Source organism: Janibacter hoylei PVAS-1, assembly GCF_004025845.1.
Classification (GTDB): domain Bacteria; phylum Actinomycetota; class Actinomycetes; order Actinomycetales; family Dermatophilaceae; genus Janibacter; species Janibacter hoylei.
On the sequence record NZ_PIPF01000014.1, the window covers coordinates 11747 to 26852 of the forward strand.

Genomic DNA, 15106 nt, shown 5'->3' on the forward strand with positions numbered 1-15106 from the left:
GTGGTGGCACTGACGAAACACATCTTCGTGACCGGAGGAGTCGTCTCCTCACTCGGCAAGGGCCTGACGGCGTCGAGCCTCGGACATCTCCTGCGGGCACGTGGCCTGAAGGTCACGATGCAAAAGCTGGACCCCTACCTCAACGTGGACCCGGGGACGATGAACCCCTTCCAGCACGGTGAGGTCTTCGTCACCGAGGACGGCGCCGAGACCGACCTCGACATCGGGCACTACGAGCGCTTCCTCGACACCAACCACGACGGCTCCGCCAATGTCACGACCGGGCAGGTCTACAGCCGGGTCATCGCGCGAGAGCGCAAGGGCGAGTACCTCGGCGACACCGTCCAGGTCATCCCGCACATCACCAACGAGATCACCTCGCGGATGCGTGCACCCGCCGCCGGCAGCCCCGGCGTCGACGACGCCGCCGCGCCCGACGTGATCATCACCGAGATCGGTGGCACCGTCGGCGACATCGAGTCCCTGCCCTTCCTCGAGGCCGCCCGGCAGGTGCGTCACGAGCTCGGTCGCGACAACTGCTTCTTCCTGCACGTCTCGCTCGTGCCCTACATCGCGCCGAGCGGCGAGATGAAGACCAAGCCGACCCAGCACTCCGTCGCCGCGCTGCGTCAGGTCGGCATCCAGCCGGACGCGCTCGTGCTGCGCGCCGACCGCGAGATCCCCGCCGACATCAAGCGCAAGATCTCGATGTCGTGCGACGTCGACAAGGACGGCGTGGCCGCGTGCGTCGACGCCCCGAGCATCTACGACATCCCCAAGGTGCTGCACCGCGAGCACCTCGACACCTTCGTCATCCGCCGTCTCGGCCTCAACTTCACCGACGTCGACTGGGGGAGCTGGGACACCCTGCTGCGCCGGGTCCACCAGCCGCGCCACGAGATCGAGGTCGCGCTCGTCGGCAAGTACATCGACCTGCCCGACGCCTACCTCTCGGTCACCGAGGCCCTGCGCGCGGGTGGCTTCCACAACGACGCTAAGGTGCGCATCCGCTGGGTGCCCTCCGACGACTGCGAGACGCCGGCCGGGGCGAGCAAGGCGCTCGGCGGGGTCGACGCGGTGCTCGTGCCGGGCGGCTTCGGCGTGCGGGGCATCGAGGGCAAGCTCGGTGCGCTGCGCTGGGCGCGCGAGCAGCAGGTGCCCACGCTCGGCATCTGCCTGGGCCTGCAGTGCATGGTCATCGAGTACGCGCGCAATGTCGCCGGCATCGAGGGGGCCAGCTCCACGGAGTTCGACCCGGCGTCGAGCGCGCCGGTCATCGCCACGATGGAGGAGCAGAAGTCCTTCGTCGACGGTGCCGGTGACCTCGGCGGGACGATGCGCCTGGGCTCCTACCCGGCCGACCTGCGTGAGGGCTCGGTCGCCGCGACCGCCTACGGCTCCACCCAGGTCACCGAGCGGCACCGCCACCGCTACGAGGTCAACAACACCTACCGCGACCAGCTCGAGCAGGCCGGCCTCGTCGTGAGCGGGACGCACCCGCAGCTCGGGCTCGTCGAGTTCGTCGAGCTCCCGCGCGAGGTGCACCCCTACTACGTCTCGACCCAGGCGCACCCCGAGTTCAAGTCGCGCCCGGACAAGGCCCACCCGCTCTTCGCCGGGCTCATCGGTGCCGCGGTCCAGGCGCAGCGCGACTCGCGCCTCGTCGAGGTCGACCCGCCGCAGCAGTCGGTCGAGCCGACCACCGGTCAGGCGGCCGAGCCGGCGACCGCGGACGTCGAGGCCTGATGTCCGACGAGGCGGCGCCGCTGCGCGACGAGCTGCTCATCCGCTCGGTGACCTCCAGCGAGGTGGTCTTCGAGGGCGCGGTGTGGGACGTGCGTCGCGACATCTTCGAGCTCGAGGGGGAGACCCTCGTGCGCGAGGTCGTCGACCACCCGGGCGCCGTCGCCGTCCTCGCCCTCGACGACGAGGACCGCGCGCTGCTCATCCGGCAGTACCGCCACCCCGTGGGGGCCCACGAGTGGGAGATCCCGGCCGGGCTGCTCGACGTCGAGGGTGAGGACCCCCTCGTCGGCGCCCAGCGGGAGCTCCTCGAGGAGGCCGACCTCACCGCCGACGACTGGTGGGTGCTCACCGACTACTTCACCTCGCCCGGCGGGATGAACGAGGCGATCCGCATCTACCTCGCCCGCGGGCTCCACCCCGTGCCCGAGGCCGAGCGGCACGAGCGGGACGGCGAGGAGGCGCACATCGAGTACCGACGGGTGCCCCTCGACGAGATCGCCGCCGCCGTCCTCGCCGGCGACCTGCACAACTCGACGCTCATCATCGCGGCGCTCGCCGCGCGGGCCGCACGAGAGGGCGAGTGGGTCTCCCTTCGTCCGTCGGACTCTGCCTGGCCCGAGCACCCGGCACACCGGGCAGGCCACACAACCCGTTAGCGGTGAGCCGACACGTCTTCGTAGGATGGAGCCGCCCGCAGATCGTCGGGCGCCCCGATGGACGAAGGAAGAACACCCCGTGCTCCGCACCCACGAAGCCGGCACCCTGCGTGCCGAGCACTCCGGCCAGACCGTCACCCTCACCGGATGGGTGGGTCGTCGGCGCGATCACGGTGGCGTGGCCTTCCTCGACCTGCGGGACGCGTCGGGCGTCGCCCAGGTCGTCGCCCGCGACGAGGTGCTGACCGGTGCCGCGCACGACCTGCGCAACGAGTACGTCATCAAGGTCGTCGGCGAGGTGACCCCGCGCGACCCCAAGGACGTCAACCCCAACGTCGCCACCGGTGAGATCGACGTCGTCGCCAGCTCCATCGAGGTGCTCTCCGAGGCCGCGCCGCTGCCCTTCCAGATCGACGAGCGCGTGAGCGTCGGCGAGGAGGCCCGCCTCAAGCACCGCTACCTCGACCTGCGCCGCCCGGGCGCCACGAGTGCCGGTGCCGGTCTGCGCCTGCGCAGCAAGGTCAACGCCGCGGCCCGCTCGGTCCTCGCCGAGCGCGACTTCGTCGAGATCGAGACGCCGACGCTCACCCGCTCCACGCCCGAGGGCGCCCGTGACTTCCTCGTGCCCGCGCGGCTGGCGCCGGGGGAGTGGTACGCCCTGCCGCAGAGCCCGCAGCTGTTCAAGCAGCTGCTCATGGTCGCCGGCATGGAGCGCTATTACCAGATCGCCCGGTGCTACCGCGACGAGGACTTCCGCGCCGACCGGCAGCCGGAGTTCACCCAGCTCGACATCGAGATGTCCTTCGTCGAGCAGGACGACGTCATCGAGCTCGGCGAGGCGATTGCCAAGGCGGTCTGGGCGACGATCGGTGTCGACCTGCCCACTCCCTTCCCGCGGATGACCTATGCCGAGGCCATGGAGCGCTACGGCTCGGACAAGCCGGACCTGCGCTTCGGGGTCGAGCTCGTCGACTGCACCGAGTACTTCGCCAACACGCCCTTCCGCGTCTTCAAGAACGACTACGTCGGCGCGGTCGTCATGCCCGGTGGCGCGTCGCAGCCGCGTCGCCAGTTCGATGCCTGGCAGGAGTGGGCCAAGCAGCGCGGCGCCAAGGGCTTGGCCTATGTCACCGTCGGTGAGGAGGGCGAGCTCGGTGGCCCGGTCGCCAAGAACATCTCCGACGAGGAGAAGGTCGGCCTGGCCGCCCACGTCGGAGCGGCCCCCGGCGACTGCATCTTCTTCGCGGCCGACAAGCCCAAGGCCGCTCGCGCCCTGCTCGGTGCCGCCCGGCAGGAGATCGCGCAGCGCTGCGACCTCATCGACGAGAGCGCCTGGTCCTTCGTCTGGGTCGTCGACGCGCCGCTCTTCGAGCCGGCCGGCGACGCTGTCGCCGCCGGTGACGTCGCAGTCGGTGCCGGGGCGTGGACCGCGGTCCACCACGCCTTCACCAGCCCGAAGGAGGAGTTCCTTGACTCCTTCGACACCGACCCGGGGCCGGCCCTCGCCTATGCCTACGACATGGTCTGCAACGGCAACGAGATCGGCGGCGGGTCGATCCGTATCCACCGCAAGGACGTGCAGGAGCGCGTCTTCAAGGTCATGGGCCTGGACGAGGAGTCCGCGCAGGAGAAGTTCGGCTTCCTCCTCGAGGCCTTCAAGTACGGCGCCCCGCCGCACGGCGGCATCGCCTTCGGCTGGGACCGCATCTGCATGCTCCTGCTCGGTGCCGACTCCATCCGCGACGTCATCGCCTTCCCCAAGTCAGGCGGCGGCTACGACCCGCTGACCGACGCGCCCGCGCCGATCACCCCGGAGCAGCGCAAGGAGGCGGGGATCGACGCCACGCCCAAGCGTGACGAGGACGCCGAGGCCGCGGCCGGCGACCGGGCAGGAGCCTGATCCGATGAGCCGGCCGGTCGAGGTGCTCCTGTGGGACTGCGACGGCGTCCTGCAGCACGGGCGCTTCGACTGGCGGTCCCGGCTCGACGGTGCGGTCCGGCCGGGCTTCGCCCGGCGGGTCTTCGAGGCCGAGCTGCCGGCCCTGCGGGGCGAGCGGCCGCTGCGTGAGGTGCTCGAGGAGCTGCTGCGGTTGGAGCAGGAGCAGTCCGACCACGTGCCGATCTCGGTCGAGGACCTGCTCGCGATCTGGGAGCAGTTCGACCTCGACCCCGAGGCGATCGCTGTGCTCACGGCCGTGCGCGACCTCGGCGTGCCCTGCATGCTCGCGACCAACCAGCAGGACCACCGTGTGCAGCACATGCGTGAGGTCCGCGGCTACGACGACCTCGTCGACGGCTCGTACTACTCGAGCGAGATCGGCGCGATGAAGCCGGACCGGATCTTCTTCGAGCGGGTCCTCGACGACCTCGGGTTGTCGGGGGATCGGGTCGGGTTCGTCGACGACGTGCCGGCCAATGTCGAGTCGGCGCGCTCTGTGGGGATCCGGGCGGTGCTCCATGACCCGGCGTCCGGTGCGGCGGGCCTCGTCGCCGACCTGACGCCGCTCGTCCCGGGGCTGGCCGACCTGTCCCTGTCCCCTTAGGGCGCGGGGGCGGGGAGGCGGTCGAGGAAGGCCGTCTGTGCGGCGACGACGAGCTCGCGGGCGGCGTCGACGTCGTGCCACTCGGCACGGTCGAGCTCCGGGAAGGACTGGCGCCGACCGGACCTCGGTGGCCACTCCATCTCGAAGCTGTTGCTCTCGACGAGGGTCACGTCGGCCCCCTTCGTCACCTCGATCGCCCATGCGTGGACGACCTTGCCACCGGACTGGCGGACCTGCCCGAGCGGCAGCCGCGGACCGGTGGGCGCGGGAGCGCCGGTCTCCTCGGCGAACTCGCGCTCCGCCGCAGCGAGCAGGTCCTCGTCGGGCTCGACCTCACCCTTGACGATCGTCCAGCCGCGGGGCCGGCGGGCCCACAGCGGGCCGCCCATGTGGCCCAGCCACACGCGCACGCCCGACTCCCCACGGACGAAGGGGAGCAGCCCAGCGCTCGTGCGCGGCACGTCAGGCCTCGTCGAGGATCGTCTGGACCCGGCGCAGGTCGGCGGTGATCTCGTCGGCAGAGCGGTGGCGCGTCACCGGGTGGACCGTGAGGCCGGAGAGCTCCTCGCGGGCGCGCGCCATGAGCTCGCTCTGGCCCCGGACGCGGGGGTTCCACGTCGCGCCGAGCACCTGGTACCCGATCGCCGCGAGCGACTGCTCCATCCGCCGGTACGGGGCGACGGCCACGGGCGCGTCGGCGTGGGCCCGGGCAGCCACCCGGTCGGACTCGAGGAGCTCGACGTAGAGCTGCCTGCAGTGGTCCAGGTGCGCGGCCATGCCCTCGTCGGTGCGGGTGCGACGCTCCGCGAGGTCGGCGAGCACGTCGTCGAGGGCGAGCACCACGCGGCGGGCGTGGGCGCGCAGCAGCAGCTCCGGCCGGCCGAGACGGCTGGAGACGACGAGCACGACAACGGCCGCACCGACGCCGATGAGGGTGTCGACGGCTCGGTCGAAGACGATCGTGTCGGGGTCCATGCCGGTCACCGACTCCGAGATGAGCAGGGCCAGCGGGGTGAGGAAGATGACGGCGAGCGCGTAGTTGCGCGTGATGAGCAGCTCGACGACGAACTGGAAGCCGATGATGATCGCGATGATCCACCAGTGCGTGGGGTCGATCCGCAGCAGGAGGGCGAAGACGACGAGCCCCGCCGCGGTGCCGACCGTGCGCTGGAAGGCTCGGTGGAACTGCACCGATCGGGTGCCGCCGGTGTGGACGATGAGCACCGCGAAAGCCGCCGCCCAGTAGGCGTGGGCGTTGTCCAGGGCCAGGGCGACGCCGCCGGCGACGAGGGTCGCGGCGGCGACCCGAGCGGCGACGAGGAGGTCCTCGCTGGGCCAGCGCAGGGCCTGCCGCATCGACCACGCGGCGCGGGGGCGACCGAGGGAGACCTGGCGGACCCTGGCCGCCTCGTGCAGGGCGAGCTCGGCGGTCACCTCGGCGTCGGGGCCGTCGACGGCTCGGGAGACGGCGCTGGCGTAGCGACTGTGCACGCGCTGCAGCCGGCCCCCGAAGCGGTCGTCGGAGCCGCCGTCGGTCACCGCGGTCCAGGCGTCGTTGAGTGCCCGGGCCGCGGCGCGGCGAGCAGCGGGGACCCTGGCCGGGTCGCCTTCGTCGAGGTAGGTGCCGACGACGTGCTCGGCGTGGGTCACCGCGGCGTCCTCGACGCCGTGGGCCCGGAGCCAGAAGTCGGAGGTGCCCACGAGGATCGCGGACAGGACACCGATGCCCGCGATGCCGAGGAGGGTCGTGGCCGGGGTGCCACCGGTGGCCGCGAGGTTGCCGATGCCGCACACGAGGGCGAAGAAGAAGCCCCCGGGTGGGCCGATCTGGAGCGTGTAGGTGAGCATCGCGGCGACCGTGGCGGCGAGCGCCATCGCGATGATCGCGAGGGAGGCGTGACCGGCGAGAGCGATCCCCAGGGCCATCGAGGCCAGCAGTCCCAGCCCCGCGAGGGGCGTGATGACGAAGCGACGGCGGACCGGGGCCGAGGCGCCGTAGAGCACGGCGAAGACGCCCATGCCGGCGAGGAAGGCCTGCTGCGGGTGACCGGCCACGGTGAAACCGATGAGCGGCAGGGCGACGGCCACCGCCGCACGCCCGGCGATCCAGCGGCGCTGCGGTCCTGGGTTCCAGCGGACGAGCGGATGCAGGTACTCGCTGACCACACCGGACATCAGGCCAACCTCCCGCTGCTCCACTCTGCCTGCACGACGTATCCCAGAGAACGGTAGACCCCGCGCGCCCGGGCGTTGTGCGAGTACATGCCGAGCGTGCACCACCCGTGCTCGGCCACCGCGACCCGCGTCAGGTCGGCGGTCACGGCCCGGCCGAGACCGAGCCCGCGCGCGGCCGGGACGACGGTGATGCCGGCCAGGACGGGTGCACCTGAGGACTCCGGCTCGCAGCAGCCGACCGCCAGCAGCGCGCCGGCGTCGTCGCGCACCCCGACCCACCGCTGCCCCGGGCGGGCGAAGGGCTGCCCGTCGGTGCCGGGGTTGTGCTCGTCGAGCAGGGCCTGCACCTCGTCACGGTCGGCGAGGGGCAGCTCGACGAGGCCGCGGGGCGCGACCACGGGGATGACCTCGGTCGTCGACATGAACTCCCATCGCGAGGGCGTGGCGACGATGAGGCCGAGGTCCTCGGCCGTTCGCGGCAGGGTGACGGCCCGTGCTCCCTTCGCCCGCGCCTGCCCCGACCACGCGACGAAGGGGGCGGAGCCCACCAGCTCGCGGAGGAGGGCATCGTCCCCGCGGAGCATGAGGGAGATGCCGTGCGTGTGGGTGGGGCGCACGAAGGCGACGGCCCAGCGGCCGTCACGGCGCAGCCCGAGGGCGGCCTGCTCCACGCTCGGGGTGGCCTCGGCCCGCACGGCCGGGTCGTCGGCGGTGAAGGGGAGCAGCCGGTCCATCGGGACCTCGGTGGGGGTCGTCAGGGCGGGGTGTCTGCTCACCGGGATAGCGTGCCACCTGTGGTTCCCGACGATCTCTTCGCCTCCGCCCAGGACGACACGGAACCCACCGGCGCCGACCTCAACGCGCCGCTGGCCGTGCGGATGCGCCCGCGCACCCTCGACGAGGTGCGCGGCCAGGGCGAGGTGCTGCGCCCCGGGTCGCCGCTGCGACGGCTCGTGGAGGGCAGCGCCAATGCCGTCGCCGGGCCCATGTCGGCGATCATCTGGGGCCCGCCCGGCACCGGCAAGACGACCTTGGCGCACCTCGTCGCGACGGCCGCGGACCGGGACTTCGTCCAGCTGTCGGCGGTGACCGCAGGGGTCAAGGACGTCCGGGCGGTGATGGAGCGGGCCGCGACCAACCGGTCGATGTACGGCCGGCAGACGGTCCTCTTCCTCGACGAGATCCACCGCTTCAGCAAGGCGCAGCAGGACGCACTGCTCCCCGGCGTCGAAAATCGTGAGGTCGTGCTCGTCGCGGCGACGACGGAGAACCCGAGCTTTTCGGTCATCGCGCCGCTGCTCTCCCGCTCGATCCTCGTGACGCTCGAGTCGCTCACCCGCGAGCAGGTCGGCGAGGTGCTCGATGCAGCCCTGGTCGACGAGCGCGGGCTGGCCGACGGCTACGACCTCGCCGACGACGCCCGGGAGCACCTGGTCGCGATCGCCGGCGGTGACGCGCGTCGTGCCCTCACCTCGCTCGAGGCGGCGGCGGGGGTGGCGAGCGATGACGTCCCCTTCGGTCGTGAGGTGCCGGAGGAGGGGATCCCGCTCACCCTCGCGCACGTCGAGCAGGCGGTGGCGCGGGCGGCGGTGCGCTACGACCGCACCGGTGACCAGCACTACGACGTCGCCTCGGCCTTCATCAAGTCGATGCGCGGGTCGGACGTCGACGCCGCTCTGCACTACCTCGCCCGCCAGCTCGAGGCGGGGGAGGACCCGCGCTTCATCGCCCGACGGATCGTCATCTCGGCCTCGGAGGACGTCGGCATGGGCGACCCGACCGCGCTGCAGACCGCGGTCGCGGCGATGCACGCCGTCGCCCAGATCGGCATGCCGGAGGCGCGGATCATCCTCGCCCAGGCGGTCGTCCACAACACGCTCGCGCCGAAGTCCAATGCGGCCTACACCGGGATCAACGAGGCGGTGGCCGACGTGCGCGCCGGCAAGGTCCAGGCGGTCCCGCCGCACCTGCGCGGGTCCGGCTACACGCAGGCGTCCGACCGGGCGAAGGGGGCCGTCGGCGGTGCGAAGGTCGAGGGCTACGTCTACGCGCACGACCAGCCCGATGGGGTCGCCGCCCAGCAGTACCTGCCCGACGATCTGCACGCCGAACTGGCCGACCGGTCGTACTACCGGCCGACCGATCGCGGCTTCGAGGCGCGGCTGCAGGAGAGGTGGGCGTGGTTGCGGGGGCGGCTGCGCGGCAAGGGCTGAGGAGTCAGGCCTCGCCCATGAGCTCACGGACCCGCGGGACGACCTGCTCGCCGTAGAGTCGGATCGAGGACATCCGCAGGTTGTGGGGCAGGCGGCCGTTGCTGTACTTGAGCTGGAAGCGGGTCGCGCCCAGCGTGCGCAGCGTCGTCGCGATCTTGCGCGCCACGGTCTCGGGGGAGCCGCAGTAGACCGCACCCTCCGGGGTGAGCTGCTGACGGGCCTGCGCCTCGGTCATGGGCGGCCAGCCGCGCTCGGCGCCGAGCTTGTGCATCTGCTCGACGAAGTACGGCAGGTACTCCTGCGCCGCCTGCTCGTCCGTCTCGCCGACGTGGCCGGGGGAGTGGACTGCGACCGGAAGGCCCGGGTGGCCGGCCTCCTCGCAGGCGCGACGGTAGAGGTCGGCGAGCGGGGCGAACTGAGCCGTCGCCCCACCGATGATCGCGATGACGATCGGCATGCCGTAGCGGGCCGCGCGCACGACCGACGCGGGCGTGCCGCCCACCCCCACCCACGTCGGCAGGTGACCGGACGCGGTCGGCGGCATGATCCGGTCGACCTCGACCGGCGGGCGGGTGCTGCCCTGCCAGCGGACCGGCCCCTCGCGCAGCACGTGCGCGAGGAGGTCGAGCTTGTCGGAGAAGAGGACCTCGTAGTCCTGCAGGTCGAGGCCGAAGAGCGGGAAGGACTCGACGAAGGAGCCGCGCCCGACGGTGATCTCGGCGCGCCCGTGGGAGAGGGCGTCGACGGTCGAGAAGCGCTCGAAGACCCGGATCGGGTCGTCGGAGCTCAGCACGGTGACCGACGTGCCCAGGCGGATCCTCTCGGTCGTCGTCGCCAGGCCGGCGAGGAGGGTGTCGGGTGCGGAGACGGCGTAGTCGGGGCGGTGGTGCTCGCCGACCCCGAAGACGTCGATGCCGAGGGAGTCGGCGAGCTGACCCTCCGCGAGGACCTCGCGGATGACGGTGGCGGCGGGCAGTGGCTGCCCGTCGGGGCCGAGGGCGATGTCGCCGAAGGTGTCGAGACCGAGCTGGAGATCCATGACTCCATCCCAGCACGTCATGGCCCGGGTGATGTCGATGCATCTTCTCAACCCCCGTGACCTTCTTCGTCAGTCCGGGCGCGTCCCCTCTGGCCGGTGGCCCCGACGTCCGCCCAGACCTCGGTGAGCTTCCCGACCAGACCGTCCCGAGCGGTGATGAAGCCGGCCACCTCGAAGGGGACGGGCGCTCCCTTCGCGGTGCCCGTGACGTGGCAGCGAGCCACGGCCCGGTCGGCTGACCCGACGAGGTCCTCGACGAACATCCGGTCGAACCCCGGGTCGGCCACGGATCAGCGAAGGAACGTTGTCGGTGCTCGCCCGTAGTGTTCCGTCATGGACCTCACCGCACCCCTCGACACCCTCGACGCCACCGGCGTCACGGGGATGATCGAGCGTCTGCGGGAGCTCGGCGGTCCGGTCGACGAGGCGGAGGCGATCGACGAGATCGCAGCGCTGGAGCGGCTGAAGTCCGCCGCCGCGGCCGCCCAGGCCAGGGTCACCGCAGCCCTGCGTGAGGGTCGTTTGGCGCGCGAGATGGATGCCGGGATGCCCGCCGCGTAGCGGGCCCGCGGGTTGGGGGACGAGATCGGCCTGGCGCGCCGTGAGAGCGCGACCCTCGGCTCCCGACATCTCGGTCTGGCCCGCGCGCTCGTCGACGAGCTGCCCTGCACCTTGGCGCACCTCACCGTGGGGACGGTGTGCGAGTGGGGCGCGACCCTCCTGGCCAAGGAGACGGCGGTCCTGGATCCCGACGACCGACGGCGAGTCGACGCCGAGCTCGCCGACCGGCTGGCGACCATGACACCGCGGCAGATCGAGCGGGCAGCCCGGGCGATGGCCCTGGCGATCGACTCCCGAGCCACGGCCCGTCGTCGCGCGCGGGCCACGGTGGACCGGCGGGTGACGATCCGTCCGCAGCCCGACACGATGGCCGCGGTCTCCGGGCTGCTGCCCGTCGAGCAGGGGGTGGCGGCGTGGGCCGCCCTGAGGTGCGATGCCGAGGCGGCCAAGGCTGCCGGGGACGACCGTGGCCTCGGGCAGCTCATGGCCGACCTCTTCGTCGAGCGCCTGACCGGGCAGGCGGCCGCCGATGCGGTGCCGGTCGAGGTGCAGCTCGTCATGTCGCCCGGCAGCCTGCTCGGCCTCGACGACCTGCCGGCCGCGCTGCCCGGGCACGGTCCACTCCCGGCCGGGCTGGCCCGTGACCTCGTCCTCGGGGTCGACGGCGCGGGAGATGGCGGTGCGGGTGACGGCGGCGCGGGTGACGGCGAGGTGTCGGGTCGCGCCTGGCTGCGGCGCATCTTCACCGACGACGTGGACCGCGTCGTCGCCACCGACCCGCATCGGCGTTCCTTCCCGGCCTCGCTGCGGCGGCTGCTGCGCGTGCGCGACGGGGTGTGCCGCTTCCCCTTCTGCGATGCCCCGATCCGGCACGACGACCACGTCGTGGCGGTGGCCCTCGGAGGTGCGACGACCGCGCACAACGGCCAGGGGCTGTGCGCGCGCCACAACCTCACCAAGGCGCGACCCGGGTGGCGTTCCGCAACCGTCGAAGCGCGCGCAGGCGGCGCGAGCTCGGCCGCGTGCAACGCGCCCGAGGTCGTCACCCTGACCCCGACGGGGCACCGCTACGGCAGTCCCGTGCCGCCGGTCCTCGAGCGCCTGCCGAAGCCTTCCCTGCCGGACCCTTCCACCGCGGAGGCCAGGTTGCTGTCGATGCTCCCGTGCCGCGACAGGACGGCCCGGCGACGACGCCGTGTCGATGTGCTCAGACCCGACGCAACCATCGAGCTGCTCGACACCGGGTGACCGGCGTCAGGCGGGCCGGGTGCCCTCGGGCCAAGTGGGCCCCGTCGACACCGCGCTGTGCTGAGGCCGGGCACCGACCGGTGGGTAAGGTGGGGGCCATGACCGTGCCTCTCGGATGCCCGCGCCGGACCACCGCGCGGCGAGCTACCTCGGGGTCGGCCCGCGCCTGACGCGCCGGTCGCCCCCTTCGCTCCTGCCCCGAGAACCCCACTGCACCACTGATTGGACGCGAACACCCATGGAAACTGCCGAGATCCGGCGACGTTGGCTCACCTTCTTCGAGGGCAAGGGACACGCGGTCGTCCCCTCCGCCCCGCTGATCCACGAGGACCCCAACCTCCTCTTCGTCAACGCCGGCATGGTCCCCTTCAAGCCCTACTTCCTCGGCCAGGAGACGCCCGCCTGGACCCGCGCCACGAGCGTGCAGAAGTGCGTGCGCACCGGTGACATCGACGAGGTCGGCAAGACCTCGCGGCACGGCACCTTCTTCCAGATGAACGGCAACTTCTCCTTCGGCGACTACTTCAAGCGTGACGCCATCGCCTTCGCGTGGGAGCTGCTCACCACCCCCCAGCCAGAGGGCGGCTACGGGCTGGACCCCGAGCGCCTGTGGGCGACGGTCTACACCGACGACGACGAGGCCGAGCAGCTGTGGCTCGAGTTGACCTCGATCCCCAAGGAGCGGATCGTGCGTCGCGCCGAGGCCGACAACTACTGGTCGATGGGCGTGCCCGGCCCCGGTGGCCCGTGCAGCGAGATCTTCTACGACCGCGGCGAGGAGTACGGCCGCGAGGGCGGGCCGGAGGTCGACGAGGACCGCTACATGGAGATCTGGAACCTCGTCTTCATGCAGTACGAGCTCTCGGCCGTCCGCTCCAAGGCGGACTTCGACGTCGCCGGCCCGCTGCCGGCGCAGAACGTCGACACCGGCATGGGCCTGGAGCGGATCGCGAGCATCCTCCAGGGCGTCGACAACATGTACGAGATCGACGAGGTCTACCCGGTGCTGGAGAAGGCCGCCGAGATGACCGGCCGCACCTACGGCACCCAGTCCGGTCAGACCGCTGGCGACTCGCACCCCGACGACGTCCACCTGCGCGTCGTCGCCGACCACGTGCGCTCCTCGCTCATGCTCATCGGTGACGGCGTCACCCCGGGCAACGAGGGTCGCGGCTACGTCCTGCGCCGCATGCTGCGCCGTGCGGTGCGCGCGATGCGCCTGCTCGGATACGAGGACCCGGCCCTGCCGCACCTGCTTCCCGTGTCGATGGAGCGGATGAGCGCGTCCTACCCCGAGCTGCGCACCGGCTTCGACCGGATCGCGCAGATCGCGTACGCCGAGGAGCAGGCCTTCCGCCGTACCCTCGCGCAGGGCACGACGATCCTCGACACCGCGGTGGGCCGGACCAAGGAGAGTGGCGGCGACACCCTCGCCGGGGAGCAGGCTTTCGCCCTGCACGACACCTACGGTTTCCCCATCGACCTCACGTTCGAGATGGCGGCCGAGCAGGGCCTCAAGGTCGACCGCGACGGCTTCGTCCGCCTCATGGACGAGCAGCGCCAGCGTGCCAAGGCCGACGCCAAGGCGAAGAAGGGCGGACACGCCAACACCGAGGTGTGGAAGGACCTGCGTGCGCTCGGCGCGACCGACTGGCGCGCCTACGAGGAGCTGACGACCAGCGGATCGGTCGTCGGTCTCGTCCGGGACGGCTCCCGGGTCGAGGAGCTCGAGCCGGGCCAGACCGGTCAGGTCGTGCTCGACCGCACGAGCTTCTACGCCGAGTCCGGCGGCCAGATCGCTGACTCCGGCATCATCGTCGTCGACGGGGCGCGGCTGCTCGTGCGCGACGTCCAGCGCCCGGTCAAGGGCCTGGTCGTCCACACGGTCGAGGTCGCCGACGGCTCCGTGCGCGTGGGCCAGGAGTCCTCCGCGCAGGTCGACCCGCAGTGGCGCATCGACGCCTGCCAGGCGCACTCGGGCACCCACGTCGTCCACGCGGCGCTGCGCCAGGTGCTCGGCCCGTCGGCCCTGCAGTCCGGCTCCTACAACAAGCCCGGCTACCTGCGCCTGGACTTCGCGTGGAACCAGTCGCTGTCCGCCGACGCCCGTGCCGAGATCGAGCACGTCGCCAACCTCGCGGTCCGCGACGACCTGCCCGTCTCCGCGGACTGGATGACGCTGCCCGAGGCGCGCGAGCGCGGTGCGCTGGCGCTCTTCGGCGAGACCTACGACGAGCAGGTGCGCGTCATCGAGATCGGCGGCGAGTGGTCGCGCGAGCTCTGCGGTGGCACCCACGTGCGCCACTCGAGCCAGATCGGCGCGCTCACCCTCACCGGTGAGTCCTCCGTCGGCTCCGGCGTGCGCCGCCTCGAGGCCTTCGTCGGCATGAACGCCCTGCAGCACCTGGCGACCGAGCGCGCGCTCGTCGCCGAGCTGTCGAGCATCGTCAAGGCTCCGGCCGCCGACCTGCCCGAGCGCGTCGGTGAGCTCGTCGCCCGCCTGCGTGAGGTCGAGAAGGAGCTGGACAAGGTGCGCCGCGAGCAGGTCGCGGCCTCCGCGGGCTCCCTCACCGACGCCGCGAGCGACGTCGCCGGCGTGACCTACGTCGGCGTGCACGTCGCCGGTGGCGCGCCCGACGACCTGCGGCAGATGGTCACCGACACCCGGGCCCAGCTCGGCGAGGAGCGGCCGACCGTCGTCGCACTCACCGGCGACGGCCCCGGCAAGCCGGTCATCGTCATCGCGACCAACGAGGCCGCCCGGGCGAAGGGGGTCAAGGCCGGCGCTCTCGTGCGGGTCGCGGCCCAGGTCCTCGGCGGCGGTGGCGGTGGCAAGGACGACCTCGCGCAGGGAGGCGGCCAGGACGCCACGAAGGTCGAGGACGCACTCGCAGCCGTCGAGCGGGAGATCGGTGGCTGACCCCG

The 15106-nt window shown here is 72.2% G+C and carries 13 protein-coding genes; 8 read left to right on the forward strand and 5 right to left on the reverse strand.

Annotated elements, in window-relative coordinates; translation table 11 throughout:
• From CWN80_RS14245 to CWN80_RS14260, 4 genes are all read left to right on the forward strand, one after another.
• Nucleotides 1-1746, forward strand: coding sequence for a CTP synthase (locus CWN80_RS14245; RefSeq protein ID WP_051988017.1), 1746 nt, complete (start codon nucleotides 1-3; stop codon nucleotides 1744-1746).
• Nucleotides 1746-2402, forward strand: a complete 657-nt coding sequence (locus CWN80_RS14250; RefSeq protein WP_007928237.1) for an NUDIX domain-containing protein — start codon at nucleotides 1746-1748, stop codon at nucleotides 2400-2402. The genes CWN80_RS14245 and CWN80_RS14250 overlap by 1 nt, the downstream gene beginning before the upstream one ends.
• Before the next feature lie 79 nt (nucleotides 2403-2481).
• Nucleotides 2482-4302: an aspartate--tRNA ligase gene (gene aspS, locus CWN80_RS14255; RefSeq protein WP_007928238.1), complete on the forward strand. Its 1821-nt coding sequence runs from the start codon at nucleotides 2482-2484 to the stop codon at nucleotides 4300-4302.
• Between the two features lie 4 nt (nucleotides 4303-4306).
• The gene (locus CWN80_RS14260) at nucleotides 4307-4945 is read left to right on the forward strand and encodes an HAD family hydrolase (RefSeq protein ID WP_007928239.1); all 639 of its coding nucleotides are present in this window, start codon (nucleotides 4307-4309) and stop codon (nucleotides 4943-4945) included.
• Here CWN80_RS14260 and CWN80_RS14265 read toward each other — a convergent pair.
• From CWN80_RS14265 to CWN80_RS14275, 3 genes are read right to left on the reverse strand one after another with little or no spacing between them, the layout of a single operon-like run.
• Nucleotides 4942-5406 carry an NUDIX hydrolase gene (locus tag CWN80_RS14265; protein WP_007928240.1) on the reverse strand — a complete coding sequence of 155 codons (465 nt, stop codon included), beginning with the start codon at nucleotides 5404-5406 and terminating at the stop codon, nucleotides 4942-4944. The genes CWN80_RS14260 and CWN80_RS14265 overlap by 4 nt on opposite strands.
• Before the next feature lies 1 nt (nucleotide 5407).
• Complete coding sequence (locus CWN80_RS14270) at nucleotides 5408-7120, reverse strand: FUSC family protein (protein ID WP_007928241.1); 1713 nt, start codon at nucleotides 7118-7120, stop codon at nucleotides 5408-5410.
• Nucleotides 7120-7896 (reverse strand): GNAT family N-acetyltransferase, encoded by a 777-nt coding sequence (locus CWN80_RS14275; RefSeq protein WP_128277464.1) that lies wholly within the window; start codon nucleotides 7894-7896, stop codon nucleotides 7120-7122. The genes CWN80_RS14270 and CWN80_RS14275 overlap by 1 nt, the downstream gene beginning before the upstream one ends.
• Nucleotides 7897-7914: 18 nt before the next feature.
• Between CWN80_RS14275 and CWN80_RS14280 the strand changes: the two genes are divergently transcribed.
• A complete protein-coding gene (locus tag CWN80_RS14280; RefSeq protein ID WP_007928246.1) occupies nucleotides 7915-9333 on the forward strand; it encodes a replication-associated recombination protein A in 1419 nt (472 codons plus the stop codon).
• Between the two features lie 4 nt (nucleotides 9334-9337).
• On the opposite strand, the gene CWN80_RS14285 is transcribed toward CWN80_RS14280, so the two are convergent.
• Both CWN80_RS14285 and CWN80_RS14290 read right to left on the reverse strand, forming a co-directional pair.
• Nucleotides 9338-10372, reverse strand: coding sequence for an LLM class flavin-dependent oxidoreductase (locus tag CWN80_RS14285; RefSeq protein ID WP_007928248.1), 1035 nt, complete (start codon nucleotides 10370-10372; stop codon nucleotides 9338-9340).
• A gap of 47 nt (nucleotides 10373-10419) precedes the next feature.
• Nucleotides 10420-10659 (reverse strand): nuclear transport factor 2 family protein, encoded by a 240-nt coding sequence (locus CWN80_RS14290; protein ID WP_007928249.1) that lies wholly within the window; start codon nucleotides 10657-10659, stop codon nucleotides 10420-10422.
• 46 nt (nucleotides 10660-10705) lie between these two features.
• Here CWN80_RS14290 and CWN80_RS14295 point away from each other — a divergent pair, with 46 nt between their 5' ends.
• The 3 genes from CWN80_RS14295 (at nucleotide 10706) to alaS (ending at nucleotide 15101) form a co-directional block, all read left to right on the forward strand.
• Complete coding sequence (locus tag CWN80_RS14295; RefSeq protein ID WP_007928250.1) at nucleotides 10706-10933, forward strand: hypothetical protein; 228 nt, start codon at nucleotides 10706-10708, stop codon at nucleotides 10931-10933.
• A 12-nt stretch (nucleotides 10934-10945) separates the two neighbouring features.
• Nucleotides 10946-12181 carry an HNH endonuclease signature motif containing protein gene (locus CWN80_RS14300; RefSeq protein ID WP_007928251.1) on the forward strand — a complete coding sequence of 412 codons (1236 nt, stop codon included), beginning with the start codon at nucleotides 10946-10948 and terminating at the stop codon, nucleotides 12179-12181.
• A 238-nt stretch (nucleotides 12182-12419) separates the two neighbouring features.
• Nucleotides 12420-15101 carry an alanine--tRNA ligase gene (alaS, locus tag CWN80_RS14305; protein ID WP_128277465.1) on the forward strand — a complete coding sequence of 894 codons (2682 nt, stop codon included), beginning with the start codon at nucleotides 12420-12422 and terminating at the stop codon, nucleotides 15099-15101.
• Nucleotides 15102-15106: the final 5 nt, after the last annotated feature.